We start from the raw sequence: 19,570 nt of genomic DNA on the forward strand, positions 1-19,570 counted from the left end.
CGTTACAACATTCTCAAGTGAAAAAGCAAATTGAGATACAATGGTCTAATAAAAACGTGGTGGTTTTTAAATATTATGCAATGAAATCACTAGCCATTAATGGGTTTACAATACTTTAAAGATGCTTAATAAAACCGATTTTAGTTAATAAAACAGGACATTTAAAGGATAGCAAGCGCTAGGGATTTCTAGTGGTTCGACTATATTATCACCTATTTTAAGTGCGAGAATGTAATGTATAAAAAAAGCGAGCTCTAATGCGGCTCGCTTTTCTTGTTCTATATAAGCGTAGATTTATAAAGTAGCTATCACTTTGTCTATGCGTTGTAAAGTTTCTTTTTTTCCTATCATATACATAATGTCGAAAACATCTGGGCCTTGCAAAGCACCAACTAATGCTAAACGCAACGGCATCATAATTTTTCCAAAACTAATGTCGTTACTAGTTATCCATCCTTTTATTTCCGTTTGAAGGCTCTCTACTTCAAATTCTGAAGTATTGGATATAACGTCTACCAACTGAAGCATTAAGTCTTTAGTGCCATCTTTAAAGGCTTTTTTAGAGGCTTTTTCATCATAACTTTCTGGTGCAACAAAGAAATAGCTGCTCAACGCCCATAAATCAGAAATAAACGTGGCGCGTTCTTTTACTAAACCAACCACTAAACCAATGTAATTAACGTCTATAGAAGCTAATGCTGTATGTTGTGTTTGAAACTCTTCAGCAATAGCATCGTTATCCTGTTGTTGCATATACTGGTGGTTAAACCATTTAATTTTATCGGGATCAAAACGGGCTCCGGCCTTGTTAACACGCTCTAATTCGAACGCTTCTACTAAACCATCTAAGTTAAATAACTCTTGTTCTGTACCTGGATTCCATCCTAATAATGCTAAAAAGTTGATGACCGCTTCTGCGAAATAGCCTTCTTCTTTATACCCTTTAGAAACAGCGCCCTCTGGCGAAGTATATTCTAAAGGAAATACTGGAAATCCTAATTTATCGCCATCACGCTTACTTAATTTTCCTTTACCTGTCGGTTTTAAAATGAGCGGTAAATGGGCAAATTCTGGAGCTTCCCAACCAAAAGCAGTATATAATTGACTGTGTAAGGCTAAACTAGGTAGCCATTCTTCACCTCTAATTACGTGCGAAATGTCCATTAAATGGTCATCGACAATATTAGCTAAGTGATACGTTGGCATCCCGTCGCTTTTAAATAAAACTTTATCGTCTAAAATATTAGTATCGATTTTTATATTTCCACGAATAATATCCTTTAAATGTAGGGTTTGGTCTTGTGGCGATTTAAAACGAATAACATACGCCTCGCCAGCGTTTAATTTGGCGTTAACGTCTTCGGTAGAAAGTGATAAAGAGTTACTCAGTTTCTCTCTATTATGCCAGTTATAAATAAAGGTTTTTCCGTTAGTTTCGTGGTCTTTTCTATGAAAATCTAACGCTTCGGCGCTATCGAAAGCATAGTAGGCATTGCCGCTTATAATTAAATCATCTGCATATTTTTTGTACAAATGTTTACGTTCACTTTGTTTGTAGGGTCCGCATTTCCCTTCTTTTCCAGGGCCCTCATCGTACGGAATATTGCACCAGTTTAAGGCATCGGTAATGTAATTTTCGGCACCGGCAACAAAGCGATTTTGGTCGGTATCCTCAATTCTCAAGACGAAAGTTCCGTTGAATTTTTTCGCAAATAAATAGTTAAATAAGGCAGTACGAACACCACCAATATGTAAAGGTCCTGTTGGACTTGGTGCAAAGCGCACACGAACGTTTTTAGACATTTTTCTGTGTTTAAGACTGCGAAGATACAATTAACACGCAATTATTTATTTGCTAAAAAATAAAATTGTAATTTTATAAGTTAAACCCAGTAAACAACGGCTATTTGAGTACTTTTAAAATTATACAAGACAAACTAGAGCAATTTATTAAAAAATATTATGTTAACGCACTTATAAAAGGAGTGATTTTATTTTTTAGTATCGGCTTACTTTATTTTCTAATCACCTTATCTATTGAGTCGGTGTTATGGTTAAATACGACGGCGCGTGCTATTTTGTTTTGGGTTTTTATAGTCGTAGAATGTGCCTTATTTTACCGATTTATCGCGATGCCTTTAGCACAATTGTTTAAACTACAACACGGCATTAATACGACTGATGCTTCTAAGTTAATAGGAAATCATTTTCCAGAAGTTAGTGATAAATTACTTAATGTGCTTCAATTGCATTCTGAAAAAACACAATCTGAACTCCTTTTAGCAAGTATCGACCAAAAGGCCAAAGAATTATCGCCTATTCCCTTCAAATTAGCGATTAACTTTAAGCATAATCTTCAGTATTTAAAATATGCCGTTATTCCATTGGCTATTATTTTTTGTGTCACCATTTTCGGAAAATTAAATTGGTTTAGTGATAGCTACAATCGGGTGGTAAATTATAAAACAGCGTACGAAGCGCCGGCACCGTTTCAGTTTTATGTGTTGAATACGCCCCTAAAAGCTACAGAGAATCAATCGTTTACTCTTATCGTAAAAACCGGTGGTAACGTCATTCCTGAGTCGGCTCAAATAGAATTTAATAACGAGATTTATTATTTGAAACAACAGGGCAGTGGGGCTTTCGAATTTGTATTCGAGCAACCGAAAACGGATATAACTTTTCGCTTAACCGCCAATGGTATTTATTCTAAACCCTATACGTTGCAAGTGGTGGAAGTACCGACTTTATTAAATTTTGAAATGGTCTTAGATTATCCGGCATATACGAATAAACGAGATGACGTTTTACAGAGCACTGGAAATGCCGTGGTACCGCAAGGCACGAAAGTTACGTGGACACTAACGACCAAAGCCACCGAAACTGTTACTTTGTATAGTGCCGACACGTTGACCTTTAAACCGTTTAAAACGGACGGTTTTCAAGCGAGTAAACGGCTTTTTACGGCAATGGATTACAGTATAACGACCAGCAATACTAACTTAAAAGACTACGAAAATCTTGCCTTTACTATTGCTGTTATAAACGACGAATATCCAGAATTAAATTTAGAAACTAAAGTCGATTCTTTAGACCTGCAAACGCTTTATTTCTATGGACAAGCCAGTGATGATTACGGATTATCAAAATTGCGATTGGTGTATTACAAAGCAGAAAAAAATAGTAAAAAGGAAATAAAAGTTATACCGATGGCGCGCTCAAATTATGCCGAATTTATAAGCGCTTTTCCAAGCGATTTAGACATTGAAGACGGAGTGGCTTACGAACTGTATTTTGAAGTGTTCGATAATGACGGCGCTAATGCGCCTAAAAGTACAAAAAGTACCGTTTTCACGTATAGAAAACGGACACAAATTGAAGAAGAAGAAAAACAGTTAAAAGAGCAAAATGAAACCATTAAAGCCTTAGATAAAGTTTTAGATAATTTCGACAAGCAACAAAAGGAATTAGAGCAATTGTCGAAAACCCAAAAGGAAAAATCGGAGCGTAATTTTAATGATAAGAAGAAATTCGAAAATTTTATTAAACGCCAAAAGCAGCAAGAAAATATGATGCAGGAGTTTAATAAAAAAATGAAAGATAATTTAGAAGATTTTCAAAAAGAAGACCAAAAAGAAGATTCTTTTAAGGAGGATTTAAAAGAGCGTTTACAAGAAAATGAAGCGCAATTAAAACGCGATGAAAAACTTTTGGAAGAACTTGAAAAAGTAAAAGATAAAATTTCTAAAGAAGAACTGTCTGATAAAATTGATAAACTCGCGAAGCAAAACAAAAACCAAAAACGGAGTTTGGAGCAAATGCTAGAATTAACAAAGCGCTACTACGTGACCAAAAAAATGGAAAAAATAGCGGAAGAATTGCAACAACTCGGTGAAAAGCAAGAGGAGTTATCCGAAGAGGAACAAGAGAAAAACACCAAAGAAAAACAGGAAAATTTAAATAATGAGTTTATAAAATTACAGGAGCAGTTAGACGAATTACAAAAAGATAATTCTGAATTAAAACAACCGCTTAAACTACCGCGCCAACAAAGGGAAGAGAAGGCTATTGTCCGAGAGCAACAACAAGCTACTGAAGCTTTAGAAAAAAAGAAAGCAGCAGACAATTCTGAATCTCAAAAAGAAGAACATAAAAAAGCCCAAAAGAAGCAAAAAAATGCGTCCCAAAAAATGAAGGAAATGGGTCAGCAAATGGAACAGCAAATGGGACAGTCTGGCCAAGAAGCTTTAGAGGAAGATATGGCGATGCTTCGTCAAATATTAGATAATCTAGTGGTGTTCTCCTTTGATGAAGAAGCGGTAATGAATCAGTTTAAAAGCATACAAACTAATCATAACGAATACGCCAACTACCTAAAAAAACAGAAAGAACTACGTACCCATTTCGAGCATGTAGACGATAGTTTATTTGCGTTGTCTTTGCGCCAACCTAAAATTAGCGAGCAGATAAATAAAGAAATTTATGAGGTCTATTTTAATGTGGATAAAGCCTTAGATCAATTAGCCGAAAACAATTTATATCAAGGTGTTTCTGCACAGCAATATGCAGTGACGTCGGCGAATAATTTGGCTAACTTTTTAAGTGATATGTCCGATGCTATGCAAATGCAAATGATGCCGTCTTCAGGTCAAGGTCAAGGAGGAATGCCATTACCAGATATTATTATCAGTCAGGAAGCATTGAATGAACAAATGAAACAGGGTATGAAAAAAGGGGAAAAGGGAGCGCCTAAAGAGGGCGACGGACAAAAACCAGGAGAGCAAGGTCCGAAGGGTAAAGCGGGTGAAAAAGGCAAAGAAGGAGAGGACGGGAAGTCCGGTGAAAATGGTAAAAGTGGTAAGGATGGTAAAGAAGGAAAAGATGGAGAGGGCAACGGTAATGGCGAAGGAAACGGTTCTGGAACACAAGGTTTTGATGGATTTAATGAAGATTTAAATGGTGAATTGTATAGGATATATCAGGAGCAACAGATGATACGTCAGGCGCTAGAACTACGGTTAGAAAAAGAGGGAATACGTGGTAATGGAGAGGCTAGACAATTATTAAAAGATATGGAAGGGGTAGAGTTAGACCTTATAAATGAGGGGTTTACAAACCAAACGTTATCTAAGATGATGAATCTGCAGCACCAATTATTAAAATTGGATAATGCAACGTTTCAACAAGGGCAAGATACTAAGCGTAAAGCGGATACAAACACAAAGAACTTTAATAATATCACTAAAAATCAGATGCCTAAAGCGAAACAATATTTTAATAGCATCGAAATTTTAAACAAGCAAACGCTACCTTTGCAACCGGTGTTTAGAGAAAAGGTACAAGATTATTTTAAGCAGAAAACAAACTAACCAAACCACTATATAATGAAGTATTTATTGTTATCTGTGATATTTATACTCACAAGTTTTACAACGTTACCAAAAAAGGGAGCGATTACTTTAAGTCGTAATTATAAAGTCGAAAACACGTTTTCTGGAGACACTAGTAGTGATGAAAGTTTTTATTTAATTATAGCAAAAAACAGTAAAACGAAACAGTGCGAAATTATACCCATTACTAATACAAATGGAGAATTAAGTCAGTTCAAATCCGTTTCTTTTGATAAAATGCAGAGTGTCTTATCGTATCATAATAATGAAGGAGTTCTTACTTTAATAGCGTCTACGGAAGGAAATAAAGAGGACGATTCTACAGTGGTAGATATTGATTTAACAACAGGGGAAAGTTATAAATCGGATTCTATTTCTGGTAAATATTTTAAAGCGGTAATCATAAAAAAGAATTCAAATTTATTAGTGTTTTCAAATAAAAGTAGTGTTAACCTGATTGATGTAAAGGATTCAAAAAACAGAAATAATGTTACAGGGTAATCTACTCAGAGTACAGAGGATTTATTAAAAGATTTAAATAAAAATAGTTTGTCGGCCGTTAATACCGATACGTATGTTGCTAACGGAGCTATAGCGGAGTTCAGAGCATACTTGGAAAGGAATACTTGATTTATTACGAAGGAGGATACTAAAGAAAAAGAGACTGCCGTAGTCAGGATACCCCTGGATGGAGAGGCTAGCTTCCCTATAGAAAGTAGTGTTTATAGAAGTAAAATTAATGAGGAAGGTAAAAAAGCGACGTCGTATGTTCTCAACGGGCGATTATTTCAAATGACTGTAGCGAAAAGCAACGGTGCTTTATCTATTTTTAATTTGCAAAATGATTCTGAAACGAACTTGAATTTAACCACGTTAAAAATTTTTAAAAAGTCTAAAGGTTTCGAATCCATCACTGAATTTTAAAGCAAGCAACACGTTTTAAAAACGAACCAACGGTGACTGTAAACCCTACTAAAGATGGTAATGTAACAGTATGGTTAGACTATGTGGATAAAAAGGAATACAGTTACCGTTACAATTGGTGGTGGCATCACCATTGGGCAATGCAACAGCAGATGATGATGATGATGATGCAACAAATGAGTGTAGAACAAAGTATGAGAAATAATAGTGGATTTGGACCACGTCAATATGAGGCGGTACCTTATGTTCTCAAGACGGAAAAGCACTATTTTGAGATTGTTTTAAATAGTACTAACGTTGTTATAGACGCACCAGAATCAGAGACCTTGTATACGTCTATTGATAAAAATAAAGACAGTAAAGAGTGAGATGAAAAACACCAAAGTAAAATACGCATCAGCGGTGTTTATTAATGATGAATTGAGATACTTTGGGTACCATAACAAATCAAAAAAACACACAGTAATTTATAAAGAAATAAATGATTAATTTTAACTACGAGAATGATTTTACATTAGATAACGAGCAACAATTATCCGATTGGATTGCTCGGGTGGTGGCGATAGAAAAATGTGAAATAACAGAGATTAACTATATCTTTTGTGATGATGACTATTTACATAAATTAAATGTAGAGTTTTTAGAACATGATACGCTAACGGATGTTATCGGTTTTGATTACTCCATCGGAAAAAACTTACAGGGAGATATTTACATTTCTACAGAGCGCGTGGCCGATAATGCTAAGGACTTATTGCTCCCTTTTGAAGCCGAATTGCAGCGCGTAATCGTTCACGGCATTCTTCATTTTTGTGGTTACAAAGACAAAACCGAAAGTGATGCAATGGTAATGACAACTAAGGAAAATGAGCACTTAACTCGGTTGTCGTAGAAGTCGCTAATTCGCCCTATCTTTGCAAAAAGTTTAAAAAGTATATTACAATGTTTCACGTGGAACATTTAAAAATAAAATTGCCAAATAATGTTTAATGAAGAGTATGATGTAATAGTTGTTGGTGCTGGACACGCAGGAAGTGAAGCTGCTGCCTCCGCGGCCAATATGGGAAGTAAAACGTTGTTAATTACAATGAATTTGCAAAACATTGCGCAAATGTCTTGTAATCCTGCAATGGGAGGAATTGCAAAAGGGCAAATCGTTAGAGAAATCGATGCCCTTGGGGGTTATAGTGGTATTGTCAGTGACACCTCTGCTATTCAATTTAAAATGTTGAATAAGTCTAAAGGACCTGCAATGTGGAGTCCAAGAGTTCAAAGCGACCGTATGCGTTTCGCAGAAGATTGGAGGTTGCTTTTAGAGCAAACGAAGAACTTAGATTTCTATCAAGAAATGGTTTCTGGGTTGCTAGTAGAAGGCGGAAAAGTATGTGGCGTAACAACGTCTTTAGGATTAAAAATTAAATCTAAAACGGTTGTTTTAACCAATGGAACATTTTTAAATGGATTGATTCATATAGGTAATAAAAACTTCGGTGGCGGTAGAGCAGGAGAAAGAGCGGCGACAGGGATTACTGAGCAATTGGTGCAATTAGGTTTTGAATCCGGTAGAATGAAAACCGGAACGCCGCCAAGAGTGGATGGGCGTTCATTGGATTTTTCTAAAATGGTTGAGCAGCCTGGAGATGTGTCTCCAGAGAAATTCTCTTATTTAGACACGACAAAACCATTAACGCATCAGCGGTCTTGCCATATGACGCATACAAGTGAAATTGTACACGATGTGTTGCGAGAAGGTTTCGATCGTTCGCCTATGTTCAACGGTAGGATTAAAAGTTTAGGACCCCGTTATTGTCCGTCGATAGAAGATAAAATTAATCGCTTTGCCGATAAAGATCGTCATCAATTGTTTGTTGAACCGGAAGGATGGAATACGGTAGAATATTACGTGAATGGATTTTCAACGTCCTTACCAGAGGATATTCAGTTTAAAGCAATGCGATCAATAGTGGGTTTCGAAAACGTAAAATTTTTTAGACCGGGGTATGCGATTGAATACGATTATTTTCCACCAACACAATTAAAACACACGTTAGAAACAAAGTTAGTTAGCGGACTGTATTTTGCAGGTCAAATTAACGGAACTACGGGGTATGAGGAAGCTGCGTCTCAAGGATTAATGGCGGGTATAAATGCAGCGTTAAAAGTACAAGAACGCGATCCTTTTATCCTGCAGCGTAATGAGGCGTATATTGGTGTTTTAGTCGATGATTTAATTACAAAGGGAACTGAAGAACCGTATAGAATGTTTACGTCTCGTGCAGAATACAGAACGTTATTACGTCAAGATAATGCTGATTTTAGATTAACCCCAAAGGGGTATGATTTAGGTTTGGCTAGCGAAAAACGTTTAAGACGTATGGAGCAGAAACAAGATGAGTCTGAAAAACTGGTACAGTTTTTTAGAAACACAAGTGTAACGGCAGCAGAAGCAAATCCTGTTTTGGAAGCCAAAAATTCTGCGCCTGTTACGCAACAGGGAAAAATGTTTAAGATATTCGCTAGGCCAAATATTACGATTGACGATGTGCGACAATTTGAGGCGGTCGAAGAATACATTACGTCCAATAATTTAGATAATGAAGTTATTGAACAGGCAGAAATTCAGGTAAAATATTCTGGCTATATTGATAAAGAAAAGAATAATGCAGATAAGTTAAACAGATTAGAAAATTTAAAAATTCCGGCTGACTTTGATTACTCGAAATTACAATCAATGAGTTTGGAAGCACGGGAGAAATTAAATAAAATTCAACCGGTAACTGTCTCTCAAGCGTCACGAATTAGTGGGGTGTCTCCGAGTGATATTTCGGTGCTTTTAGTTTTTATGGGACGTTAAAAGAATAGAAAATATAGGATATGTTTCACGTGGAACATATCCTTTGTTTTAATTATAAATTATTTTTGGTGGAAAAGAGTACAGCAACTTCTTTATATGAAACGGTAAAAGATTTTACAGTTTCGGGCGAAACGTTTCAATTACTTCATAATTCTCAATGGGATTATTTGCAAACTAATCCGCAACCTTCGGCAAGCAAATTACCCGATTACTATAAAAGTGAAGATTATATTTCACATACCAATACGCAAAGAAATCTTTTTGAGAAAGTGTATCACGCCGTTCGGACGATTTCGCTAAAACGGAAATTAAAGCTAATCAATAGTTTTTCGTCTTCTGAAAAAAAAATATTAGATGTAGGCTGTGGGACCGGAGATTTTTTAGCGGAAGCACAAAAAAATAAGTGGGTCATTACGGGTATAGAACCAAATGAAAAAGCGAGAACTATAGCCAATTCAAAAACTGGAAACAAAATCGTTAATACCGATGCTTTAGAAACGTTACCGTCACATAGTTTTGATGTGATTACGTTATGGCATGTTTTAGAGCATTTGCCAAATTTAGAAGAACACATTAAATTATTTAAACGCTTATTAAAAAAAGAAGGCACCTTAATTATTGCAGTTCCTAATTATAAAAGTTACGACGCAATATATTACAAACAATTTTGGGCTGCTTTTGATGTGCCAAGACATTTATGGCATTTTTCTCAAGAAGCGATTACTCGTTTGTTTAATAAAAAAGAAATGACTGTGGTAAAAACCTTACCAATGGTGTTCGATGCTTATTACGTAAGTTTGCTGTCAGAAAAATATAAAAAAAGTAAGTGGCAACCGGTTAAAGCATTATGGCGTGGTGTTATATCTAATTGGAAAGCGAAACAGTCATCGGAGTATTCATCACTGATTTATTGCATTACAAACGCTAAATAATCAATTTAGGAGCTGAATGAGCTCTGTTTGGCGCTTCAAACCTATTGGTTGTTTAGTAAAACGAGAAACAGTCTTAAAACGCTTCTAAATCGACTATTTTTGATAAATTAAGCTTATAATTTTCATAATTGCTATAGGTTTTACTTATTCCTTTAAATTTCAATTTAAAAAATAAAAAGTCGCGCCTACTTTTATACTTTTGACTAAACTTAAAACACCAACAAATGAAATATTACATAGTACTTGCATTCGCTTTCTTAGCACTAACCTCTTGCAATAAACAAAAGATTGCTTTTGTGGATAACGGAAAAGTCATTAACGAGATCCAAGAGAAAAAAGATTTAGAAGCAAAATACAAGATTAAAGAGGATGCTTTTAATGCAAAAGCAGACGGCTTAGACGAACAGATTAAATTAGAGGTAAAAGAATTTCAAGCTAAAGTAGAAAGTATGTCGCCGGCCAATCAAGAAAAAAACTATCAAGTTTTAGTGCAGAAAAAACAAACTCAAGATCAACAACTGCAATTCGAGAAACAGCAAATTACGCAAGAGTTTCGCAAAGATGTAGATAGTGTTATCGTGCGCGTTAAAACGTATGTAAAAGAATACGGTAAAAATAATGGTTATACTTATATTTTAGGAACAAGTGAGGTCGCTTCGACAGTGCTTTATGGGGCAGAAGAAAACGATTTAACCCAAACCGTAATCGCTGCTTTAGATAAAGAATACAAGAAATAAACAGTACCGCTGCAATAATTAAAAGCGTTATACGACAGTTTAACGCTTTTTTTAGTTTATAATATGCTATCTATCAATAGATTTAATTTTAATACTTATATTTAAGTGCTATTAATTATTTCTATTTAAGATGATGAAAAACTCCTTTTGGTTGTTGCTCATTTTCTTTGCCTTTTTTAACCACACGTCTGCTCAGGTTGCGTTGCCTTTTAAAGCTCAAAAAGAGTTCTTTATTTATGGTAATGCTACCGTTATTGGTAACGCTATTTTAGGCAAAGAGGCTACAGCTGCTTTTAACGATGTCTCGCTAACCAACGACGATATCGATATGGTCTATACCGATGTTGACAACGACGATACCACGTTTAGTTCTAGTTCGGCAACCTTACAATTACCCGCCAATCATTCCGAAATTAAGTATGCTGTTCTGTATTGGGCAGCAACATATAGTTACGAACAAGGCTATAGGACAGAGTCTGGCGAACAGTTTTTGTTTCAAGGAAAACGCGTAAAAAACCGGAATGCTATTAGTAAGGTAAAGTTTAAATTACCCAATGCTAAAAATTATATACCTGTTAATGGCGATGTCGTTTTTGATGGTGCTAATGACCCTGCATTCTCTCTAAACGCTCCTTATGTTTGTCAAGCAGACGTGACCAAACTTCTAAAGAACGCGAGTATTATTAATGGCGAGTACACGTTAGCGAATGTAACGGCTTCTAAAGGTTTCGTTTCGGGTGGTAGTGCTGCCGGTTGGTTGCTTTATGTTGTTTATGAGGCTCCGGTTAATACCCCACAATACATCACGATGTATAACGGGTTTGCCCACGTAGGAAATGAGGCTGTGAAGATTACTTTCGATAATTTTAAAGCCTTAGAAGAAGGCGAAATTAAGACCTCTATTACCTTATCGGCCTTAGAAGGCGATTCGGCGTTAATAGATGACGAGATTTTGATTTCGAATCCTGTTTTAAAACGAATGTCATTACTAAGTAGTAACCTCCGACCACGTAATAATTTTTTCAATAGTAAAATAACAACAAACGATTCAGAATTTACAGAACGTAATCCGGCGAGTAAAAACACGTTAGGTTTCGATATCGCAACCGTAGATATTCCAAATCAAACCCAGCCTATAATTGATAACAATACCGAAAAAGTAGATCTTATTTTCAATACTAGAGCAGATCGCTTTTATCTATTTTTTACGGCTTTTCAAACGGAGATTAGCATCGTTTTTTACGAAGAACAACAACAAGAGTATGCACTTATTGAAGACAAATTAGCACCGAAAATTACTAGCGATAAAAGTAAAAAAGAAGTTTCTAAAGCACTAGAGAAAAAAAGTAGTGAAGAACCCATTAAGGGAAGTGCGCCAAAAATACGCACGGAAATAGGTCGAGACATAATCAAAGAAGTGAGTCGTGACGAACGTAACGTTATTAATACATCAGTAGCTAAAGAGACAACAGAAGGTATTGTTGAAGATGTTAACAGCGAAACTAAGGACGGTATTACTAGTGCTAAAGGGTTAGAACAAGTGGTTAATGCTAAAGTGAAAAAGGAGAAAGTACCGAAGAAAGAAGTAGTACAAAAGGCAGAAAAGGTAACAAAAAATCAAGAGCCAATAGTTAAGGAAGTGGTTCGAGAAGAAACTAAACCGTGGAAGAGAAAACCAGAGAACACGAGCGTAGGCGGTCCAGAAAAAGAAGCTAACTCTAGCTCAATACCTAAAGCAAAGACACTAACAAATCCATTGCCAAGGGTAGACTATTCGCAATCAACAAAAGATAAAACGTTACCTGTTTGGTTAAAACAAAAGCAAGAAGTAGAGCCTAGACGCGATAATATATATCGCCCATCTGGGCAAATTATTTTACAGCAATCAGCTCAGAATTCACTGGCTTTAAATCGCGATAATTACGAAAAACTACTAACGGTGGAAGATTATATTTACGAAACCCAAACGTTTAAGCGCATTCTTAATCAAGAAACCACTTTTATAGACGGCATAGACAAAGGGTATTATATTATTGCCACCTTGGTCTACGATTTTGATGAAGCGATCGGGTACCAAAACGCCCTAAAAGGGAAGGGCGTCAACTCTAAAATATTTAAAGATAAAGGTGATTCTTATTATGTGTATTTGTATAACTCAGATAATTTTTACGACGTATTTATGCTCCGAAAGGGCTTTATAAAAGCCGAGTTTTTAAGTAAAGTTTGGATACTAAATATTAATATGAAAGCGGGCACACTCAAAAAGATATAAGGGAAGAGGTCTATTTCTATTCTGATTTTTTATGTAGTAAACGCGTTAATTTTATCGATAAATCTGTTAAAATTATTTTTGAGTTTCCGTTGCGTTCAATATGGTAAATGGCGTCTTGCAACTCTTTATAAATATCCAAAATATTGTTATTATGCACAAAAGGGGCAAAGTTTTCTAACTTAAATTTCTCCGTTTTAATGTCCATAAACACTAAATCTTGCGCACCGTAATTTAGCAATAACGCTTGTCGGAAAAAATCTATACAGAAATTAAGAAATTGCTTTTGTGTTTCTCTACCTGTTTTAGCAATGTCTTCGCTCCACGTAATTAAATCGTGAATAGCGGCTTTATTTCCTTTAGCTTTAAATGCTGCACGAATCCAGAGAATAAACCACGTTTCAAATTGAATATCCTCACTATCTTGATAGACTAAATCGCAAGCTTTATTATAATTTCCGTTAGATTGGTGTGCTATTTTCGTTGCTTCAGCATCATTTATACTATAGCTTTTAATCAACGCTTCTTTAATATCAAATTCTGCTAAGGGCGGAAAATGTAATAATTGGCATCTCGATTTAATAGTGGTAATAATCTGTTCTTCATCTTCAGCAATAAGTATAAAGACCGTCTTGCTGGGTGGCTCTTCAATCAGTTTTAACAGTTTATTTGAAGCAGAGGTATTCATCTTCTCAGCCATCCAAATAATCATAACTTTATAGCCGCCTTCGTAAGCTTTCAAACTTAACGATTTTACAATGTCTTGCGCTTCATCTACACCAATTTGTCCTTGCTTATTGTCTACGCCCAAACGCTTATACCAATCGAATAAATTACCATACGGTTGTTTCGCTAATAAATCGCGCCATTCTTCTAAAAAATGTTTAGAAACAGGATGCTTTTTAATTTTATCGTTGGTGGTAACCGGAAAAGCAAAATGCAAATCGGGGTGAGAAAACGAGTTAAATTTTAAATTACAAGAGGGGTTTCCGTTGCTGTTTTCACCCGCGGTATTTTTACACAAAATGTACTGTGCATAAGCAATCGCCATGGGTAAAGTACCAGAACCCTCTGGCCCAATAAATAATTGGGCGTGAGGAATTCTACCATTATCCACGCTTTGCGTAAGATGTTTTTTTATATGTGTTTGACCTAGAATAGTACTGAATTGCATAGCACAAATATACTTTAGATAACAAATAAAAACTATTTTTTGGTTTCAATATGTTTATGACGTTTAATTTTTAAGGCAGATGGCAAACGAGTATCATAGTATTTGTATATATTTGAAGCAATTTACACCTATTTTTACTCACTGAAAAATGGTGTAATCGGACCATTTAATCAGGTTTTGAATTTTAAATATACATTCATAATAACTACAGTAATATAATGAAGACATTACAAGATTTTAATTTTAAAGATAAAAAAGCGTTAATTCGTGTCGATTTTAACGTGCCGTTAGATGCGAATTTTAAGGTCACCGATGCGACTAGAATTGCTTCGGCAAAACCAACATTAATTAAAATTTTAGAAGATGGTGGGAGTTGTATTTTAATGTCTCATTTAGGCCGACCAAAAGGAGTTCAAGACGCGTTTTCGTTAAAACATATTATAAATACTGTTGAAGATATTATTGGTGTAGAAACAAAATTTGTCTCCAATTGTGTGGGGGTTGAAGCTGAAGAAGCAGCAGCAAACTTAAAACCGGGAGAGCTCTTAATTCTCGAAAATCTACGTTTCCACGAGGAAGAAACGGCGGGGGATAAAGACTTTGCAGAAAAACTGTCTAAATTAGGTGATATTTATGTAAATGATGCGTTTGGAACAGCACACAGAGCGCACGCTTCAACAACTGTTATTGCTCAGTTTTTTCCCGGAAAAAAATGTTTTGGTAGTCTTTTAGAAAAAGAAATTAAAAGTATTGATAAGGTATTAAAAGATGGCGAAAAGCCAGTTCTAGCTATTTTGGGAGGTGCAAAAGTATCGTCAAAAATCACAATTATCGAAAATATTTTGGATAAAATCGATCATCTTATTATTGGTGGCGGAATGGCATTTACGTTCGTGAAAGCACAAGGTGGAAACATTGGTGATTCTATCTGTGAAGATGATAAAATGGAATTAGCGTTATCGATTTTAAAACAAGCCGAAGATAAAAAAGTAAAAATTCATATTCCTAGCGATGTTGTTGCTGCCGATGCTTTTAACAACACAGCAAATACTAAAGTGGTTGCTATTTCAGCGATTCCGGAAGGGTATCAAGGTTTAGATGTAGGGCCAGAATCTATAAAACAATTTCACGACGTGGTACTGCAGTGCAAAACTATTTTATGGAATGGCCCTTTAGGAGTTTTCGAAATGGAAAACTTTTCTAAAGGCACCATTGCTTTAGGAGCGTCTATTGCAGAGGCTACAAAAAATGGCGCGTTTTCACTAGTTGGTGGCGGCGACTCTGTAGCTGCCGTGAAACAATTTGGTTTCGAGAAAAAAGTAAGCTATGTAAGTACTGGTGGTGGTGCTATGTTAGAGAGTTTAGAAGGCAAAACCTTACCAGGAATTGCTGCTATTTTAAAGGATTAGATAAGAAAATCGCTAAAGCTGCGTTAGGCTTAAAATAAAACAGTTGTAATGAAATTATATAGTATTCTATTGGGTGCTTTGTTTTGTGGTGCTCTGGCCCACGGACAAGAGACCCCACCCGTGTCGAAAAAAAAGGACACACTAAAGGTTAACACATTAAAAGTACCTGAATTATCTGCTGAAGTGCAATATGTTTTAGATACGATTATAGATGGTAAAACGTATTTTAGAAAATCGTTGAAATCAGATAAATTATGGGAACCTTCAGAGGTTTTATTAGATGATAAAATAGCCTCAGACTACGATAAAAAGTGGATGGAGGAGTTGTACAGCAATTCGTTATTCGATACTATTTATCGCGATGTTACCAACTTAAAATACGCAGTTGTAGACTATCCTGAATTATCTACCGATACACTAAAAGCGCGCTTAGAACGCTTAAATGCACGTACCCCTTTTAATGTGGAATACAATCCAGGATTAGAAAGTGTAATCAAATCATTTTTAAAAAGAAGGCACCAATCTTTGGAGCGCTTAATGGGATTAAGTCATTTTTATTTCCCGATGTTTGAGCGCGAATTAGACAATTACAATATTCCTTTAGAGATGAAGTATCTCGCTATCGTAGAATCGGCCTTGAAACCTAGAGCAAAATCTAGAGTGGGGGCAACCGGATTGTGGCAATTTATGTATGCTACCGGAAAACAATACGGATTAGAGGTGAGTAGTTATGTAGACGAACGTAGCGACCCTATAAAAGCAACCGAATCGGCGGCTAAGTATTTAGCGCGATTATACGAGATTTTTGAAGATTGGGATTTGGCGTTAGCGGCATACAATTCAGGACCCGGTAACGTTAATAAAGCGATTAGGCGTTCTGGTGGCTCAAAAAACTATTGGAATATTAGACCCAACTTGCCACGTGAAACGGCTGGTTATGTGCCTGCCTTTTTAGCGACAATGTATATTTTTGAATACGCAGACGAACACGGTTTTATTAAACATAAACCACAATTTAATTACATAGAAACCGATACTGTTAGAATTAAACAGACCATAACTTTAGGTCAGGTTTCAGAATATACTGGCGTTACTATTGAAACGCTGCAGTTTTTAAACCCGTCTTATAAATTGGACGTGATTCCATTTATTAAAGACAAAAACTACACGTTAAGACTGCCGCGAGAAGATGTGGGTACGTTTGTAAATAACGAGAAAGAGATCTATGGTTTTGTACAAAAAGAGTTAGACTCTCGCGAAAAACCGCTACCACAATTGGTAAACGCCGATACAAAAACCCGTTATAAGGTGAGAAGTGGTGATTATTTAGGTAAAATAGCTCGAAAGTTCGGAGTGCGCGTCAGTCAGATTAAGAAGTGGAATGGTTTGCGAAGTAACAACCTAAAAGTTGGTCAGCGCCTTACTATTTACGCGAGAAATCCGTCGAGTGTTACTACCTCACAAAAATCGGCTGTAAATAGCACATCTAAAACCTATAAAGTAAAAAGTGGTGACTCGTTATGGAGCATCGCTCAAAAATATTCGGGAGTTTCTGTTCAGAATATTAAAGATTGGAACGATATTAGTGGTAGTAATTTAAAACCCGGAATGACCTTAAAGGTTTCCAAAGGTTAACGCCTGTTAAAAACGAAATTTTATGATGCGAAAAGGACTTTTAATTGTTGCCATTATTGTATTTGCACTATCCTGTAAAGACGATAGCGCTAAAGGACAGCGAATTATTCCAGAATCTTCTGGAGCGCTAAATACAGTAGCCGTAGTAATAGAAAATGAAAAATGGGAAGGCCAATTAGGTCAAGCGGTTAGAAATATTCTTGCGGCACCAATAGACGGGTTGCCACAAGAAGAACCGTTGTTTTCGCTAACACAGATTCCGCCACAAGTATTTTCTGGCTTTTCTAGAACAAATAGAATTATTATAAAAATTCAAAAAGGAAAAGCAGGGACTACAATTGAAGATAATGTGTACGCAAGACCACAAAAGTTTATTGTTGTAAGCGGGCAAACTATTCAAGAGATCGAACAGCAATTGCAAACCAACGCAAAAATGATTGTTAGTGCTTTTAAAGTTGAAGAAATAGCCGAAAAGCAACGTCGTATTCGCAAATCGATGTATCCTGCAACACATTTAAAAGAGAAGTTGGGAGTCGATATTCAATACTCCACAGCGTATCGAATTTCTAAAGAAGAAGATAACTTTTTCTGGATGCGTAAAGACATTCCAACAGGATACACCAACTTATTAGTATACGAGATACCCTTAAGTAAGTTAAAAGGGTCTGATAGTGTCGTTAGCCAAATTATTAAAATTAGAGATTCCATAGGAGAAAAATACATTCCAGGACCAACCGAAGGGAGTTATATGATTACCGAAAAAGCCTACGCACCGCATTTATTTAAAACAACGTTAAACAATAAGCCAGCATGGGAAGTAAAAGGAGTTTGGGATGTTAAGAATGCGTTTATGTCTGGGCCATTCATTACGTATATTATAGAAGACAAAGCGAATAACAGATATGTTGTCGCCGAAGGATTTGCTTACGCGCCTTCCATAGCAAAAAGAGAACATATTTTTGAGCTAGAAGCGATGATAAAATCCATCAAATTAGAATAATAATAATAACATTAAGACATAAAAAAACCAACGTTTTCGCGTTGGTTTTTTTATGCTTTTAAAATACTATTTATTTAGAATCTTTAGCTTTTTCTTCTTCCTCTTCTTTACTAGCGTCTTTAAATTCTTTAATTCCGCTACCAAGTCCTCTCATTAATTCTGGTATTTTCTTACCGCCAAACAATAATAACACGAGTACTACAACAACTGCTATTTGCCATGGACCAATCATTCCTAAAAATATATTTGATGCAATCATAACTTTTAATTTAGACAGCAAAGTTAATAATTTAAGTTTAAAAACAACCTTTTATAGGTAACTTTAGCATATTGTAAAACATTTAGAGTAATTATTTTATTTACTTTTGTTTAATATGGCTGTAAAGAAGAAAAAATCCAAGAAAATATCTAAAAAGCTACTGCATAAGTACAGATTAGTTATTTTAAATGAAAATACGTTTGAAGAGCGCATATCATTCAAGCTTAATCGATTAAATGTATTCGTGCTTGGCACCTTGTCTTCTATTTTATTAATAGTATTTACTATTCTTTTAATTGCCTTTACGTCATTGCGAGAATATATTCCTGGATATTCATCAACAGCATTAAAAAAGAAAGCCATAGAGCTTAATTTTAAAACAGATTCGTTGCAAAAAGTAATTTCGTTAAACGAGCAGTATTATTCGTCGATAAAAAAAGTGTTACAAGGCGATGTAAAAACGGTTGTTTTTAATAGAGATTCTATAATCGAAGCCGCAAGTATTGAAGCTGCCGATATTAGTTTAAAATCGAGTAAAGAGGACTCTTTATTACGAGAACGGGTTGAAAAGGAAGATAAATACAACCTTTTTGAATCGGCGATTTCAAAAGCTAATTTTATACTTTTCCCCCCTGCAAACGGTATACTAAGCGATCCCTATAATGCCGAAATAAAACATTATGCCGTAGATATTATTGTGGCCAAAGACACACCAATAAAAGCAACCGCCGATGGAACTATTATTTTCTCTGAGTGGACGGCCGAAACCGGATACGTTATTATTATAGAACACAGCCACGGACTTATTTCCGTTTACAAGCATAACTCTTCGTTAATTAAAAGTCAAGGCGACTTAGTAAAAGCAGGAGAGGTTATCGCCATCTCCGGAAATACTGGAGATTATACGACAGGACCACATTTGCATTTCGAATTATGGAGTGACGGCTACCCTGTAAATCCAACTAATTTTATAGATTTCAAATAACT

At 35.7% G+C, this 19,570-nt stretch carries 15 protein-coding genes; 12 read left to right on the forward strand and 3 right to left on the reverse strand.

Going from position 1 to position 19,570, the window contains the following annotated elements; translation table 11 throughout:
• Window positions 1–294: 294 nt before the first annotated feature.
• On the reverse strand, window positions 295–1,803 hold the full coding sequence (gene gltX, locus ES677_RS04580) for a glutamate--tRNA ligase (protein WP_148380556.1): 1,509 nt from the start codon (window positions 1,801–1,803) through the stop codon (window positions 295–297).
• Window positions 1,804–1,907: 104 nt separating this feature from the next.
• Here gltX and ES677_RS04585 point away from each other — a divergent pair, with 104 nt between their 5' ends.
• The 8 genes from ES677_RS04585 to ES677_RS04620 all read left to right on the forward strand — a co-directional run bounded on the left by ES677_RS04585 (window position 1,908) and on the right by ES677_RS04620 (window position 13,109).
• Entirely contained in the window at window positions 1,908–5,369 is a 3,462-nt protein-coding gene (locus tag ES677_RS04585) for a DUF4175 family protein (RefSeq protein WP_148380557.1), read from the forward strand.
• 15 nt (window positions 5,370–5,384) lie between these two features.
• Complete coding sequence (locus ES677_RS04590) at window positions 5,385–5,891, forward strand: hypothetical protein (RefSeq protein ID WP_148380558.1); 507 nt, start codon at window positions 5,385–5,387, stop codon at window positions 5,889–5,891.
• A gap of 455 nt (window positions 5,892–6,346) precedes the next feature.
• On the forward strand, window positions 6,347–6,682 hold the full coding sequence (locus tag ES677_RS04595; protein ID WP_148380559.1) for a hypothetical protein: 336 nt from the start codon (window positions 6,347–6,349) through the stop codon (window positions 6,680–6,682).
• Window positions 6,683–6,795: 113 nt separating this feature from the next.
• Window positions 6,796–7,206 carry an rRNA maturation RNase YbeY gene (ybeY, locus tag ES677_RS04600; RefSeq protein WP_148369856.1) on the forward strand — a complete coding sequence of 137 codons (411 nt, stop codon included), beginning with the start codon at window positions 6,796–6,798 and terminating at the stop codon, window positions 7,204–7,206.
• A gap of 90 nt (window positions 7,207–7,296) precedes the next feature.
• Complete coding sequence (gene mnmG / locus ES677_RS04605) at window positions 7,297–9,168, forward strand: tRNA uridine-5-carboxymethylaminomethyl(34) synthesis enzyme MnmG (protein ID WP_148369857.1); 1,872 nt, start codon at window positions 7,297–7,299, stop codon at window positions 9,166–9,168.
• A gap of 68 nt (window positions 9,169–9,236) precedes the next feature.
• Complete coding sequence (locus ES677_RS04610; RefSeq protein WP_246124370.1) at window positions 9,237–10,100, forward strand: class I SAM-dependent methyltransferase; 864 nt, start codon at window positions 9,237–9,239, stop codon at window positions 10,098–10,100.
• 224 nt (window positions 10,101–10,324) lie between these two features.
• Window positions 10,325–10,837, forward strand: coding sequence for an OmpH family outer membrane protein (locus tag ES677_RS04615; protein WP_148380561.1), 513 nt, complete (start codon window positions 10,325–10,327; stop codon window positions 10,835–10,837).
• A gap of 130 nt (window positions 10,838–10,967) precedes the next feature.
• Window positions 10,968–13,109 (forward strand): hypothetical protein, encoded by a 2,142-nt coding sequence (locus tag ES677_RS04620; protein WP_148380562.1) that lies wholly within the window; start codon window positions 10,968–10,970, stop codon window positions 13,107–13,109.
• A gap of 16 nt (window positions 13,110–13,125) precedes the next feature.
• On the opposite strand, the gene ES677_RS04625 is transcribed toward ES677_RS04620, so the two are convergent.
• Window positions 13,126–14,280: a DNA polymerase III subunit gene (locus tag ES677_RS04625; RefSeq protein WP_148380563.1), complete on the reverse strand. Its 1,155-nt coding sequence runs from the start codon at window positions 14,278–14,280 to the stop codon at window positions 13,126–13,128.
• A 218-nt stretch (window positions 14,281–14,498) separates the two neighbouring features.
• On the opposite strand from ES677_RS04625, the gene ES677_RS04630 reads away from it, so the two are divergent.
• The 3 genes from ES677_RS04630 to ES677_RS04640 are packed head-to-tail and all read left to right on the forward strand — an operon-like array spanning window position 14,499 to window position 18,324.
• Window positions 14,499–15,689, forward strand: coding sequence for a phosphoglycerate kinase (locus ES677_RS04630; protein WP_148380564.1), 1,191 nt, complete (start codon window positions 14,499–14,501; stop codon window positions 15,687–15,689).
• Between the two features lie 48 nt (window positions 15,690–15,737).
• Window positions 15,738–17,324, forward strand: coding sequence for a LysM peptidoglycan-binding domain-containing protein (locus ES677_RS04635; RefSeq protein ID WP_148380565.1), 1,587 nt, complete (start codon window positions 15,738–15,740; stop codon window positions 17,322–17,324).
• A gap of 22 nt (window positions 17,325–17,346) precedes the next feature.
• Window positions 17,347–18,324: a DUF4837 family protein gene (locus ES677_RS04640; protein WP_246124371.1), complete on the forward strand. Its 978-nt coding sequence runs from the start codon at window positions 17,347–17,349 to the stop codon at window positions 18,322–18,324.
• Window positions 18,325–18,394: 70 nt separating this feature from the next.
• Here the strand turns inward: ES677_RS04640 and tatA are convergent, their stop codons facing one another.
• A complete protein-coding gene (tatA, locus tag ES677_RS04645) occupies window positions 18,395–18,583 on the reverse strand; it encodes a twin-arginine translocase TatA/TatE family subunit (protein ID WP_148369864.1) in 189 nt (62 codons plus the stop codon).
• Window positions 18,584–18,698: 115 nt separating this feature from the next.
• On the opposite strand from tatA, the gene ES677_RS04650 reads away from it, so the two are divergent.
• On the forward strand, window positions 18,699–19,568 hold the full coding sequence (locus ES677_RS04650) for a M23 family metallopeptidase (RefSeq protein WP_148369865.1): 870 nt from the start codon (window positions 18,699–18,701) through the stop codon (window positions 19,566–19,568).
• Window positions 19,569–19,570 lie beyond the last annotated feature (2 nt).

Source organism: Bizionia gelidisalsuginis, assembly GCF_008086185.1.
Taxonomy (GTDB): Bacteria; Bacteroidota; Bacteroidia; order Flavobacteriales; family Flavobacteriaceae; genus Bizionia; species Bizionia saleffrena.

Bases quoted from the DNA above. Each gene is read 5' to 3' on its own strand.
- ES677_RS04650 (WP_148369865.1), top strand. From the start codon at position 18,699: ATGGCTGTAAAGAAGAAAAAATCCAAGAAAATATCTAAAAAGCTACTG.
- ES677_RS04640 (WP_246124371.1), top strand. From the start codon at position 17,347: ATGATGCGAAAAGGACTTTTAATTGTTGCCATTATTGTATTTGCACTA.
- ybeY (WP_148369856.1), top strand. From the start codon at position 6,796: ATGATTAATTTTAACTACGAGAATGATTTTACATTAGATAACGAGCAA.
- ES677_RS04635 (WP_148380565.1), top strand. From the start codon at position 15,738: ATGAAATTATATAGTATTCTATTGGGTGCTTTGTTTTGTGGTGCTCTG.
- tatA (WP_148369864.1), bottom strand. From the start codon at position 18,583: ATGATTGCATCAAATATATTTTTAGGAATGATTGGTCCATGGCAAATA.
- gltX (WP_148380556.1), bottom strand. From the start codon at position 1,803: ATGTCTAAAAACGTTCGTGTGCGCTTTGCACCAAGTCCAACAGGACCT.
- ES677_RS04625 (WP_148380563.1), bottom strand. From the start codon at position 14,280: ATGCAATTCAGTACTATTCTAGGTCAAACACATATAAAAAAACATCTT.
- ES677_RS04620 (WP_148380562.1), top strand. From the start codon at position 10,968: ATGATGAAAAACTCCTTTTGGTTGTTGCTCATTTTCTTTGCCTTTTTT.
- ES677_RS04590 (WP_148380558.1), top strand. From the start codon at position 5,385: ATGAAGTATTTATTGTTATCTGTGATATTTATACTCACAAGTTTTACA.
- ES677_RS04615 (WP_148380561.1), top strand. From the start codon at position 10,325: ATGAAATATTACATAGTACTTGCATTCGCTTTCTTAGCACTAACCTCT.
- ES677_RS04630 (WP_148380564.1), top strand. From the start codon at position 14,499: ATGAAGACATTACAAGATTTTAATTTTAAAGATAAAAAAGCGTTAATT.
- mnmG (WP_148369857.1), top strand. From the start codon at position 7,297: ATGTTTAATGAAGAGTATGATGTAATAGTTGTTGGTGCTGGACACGCA.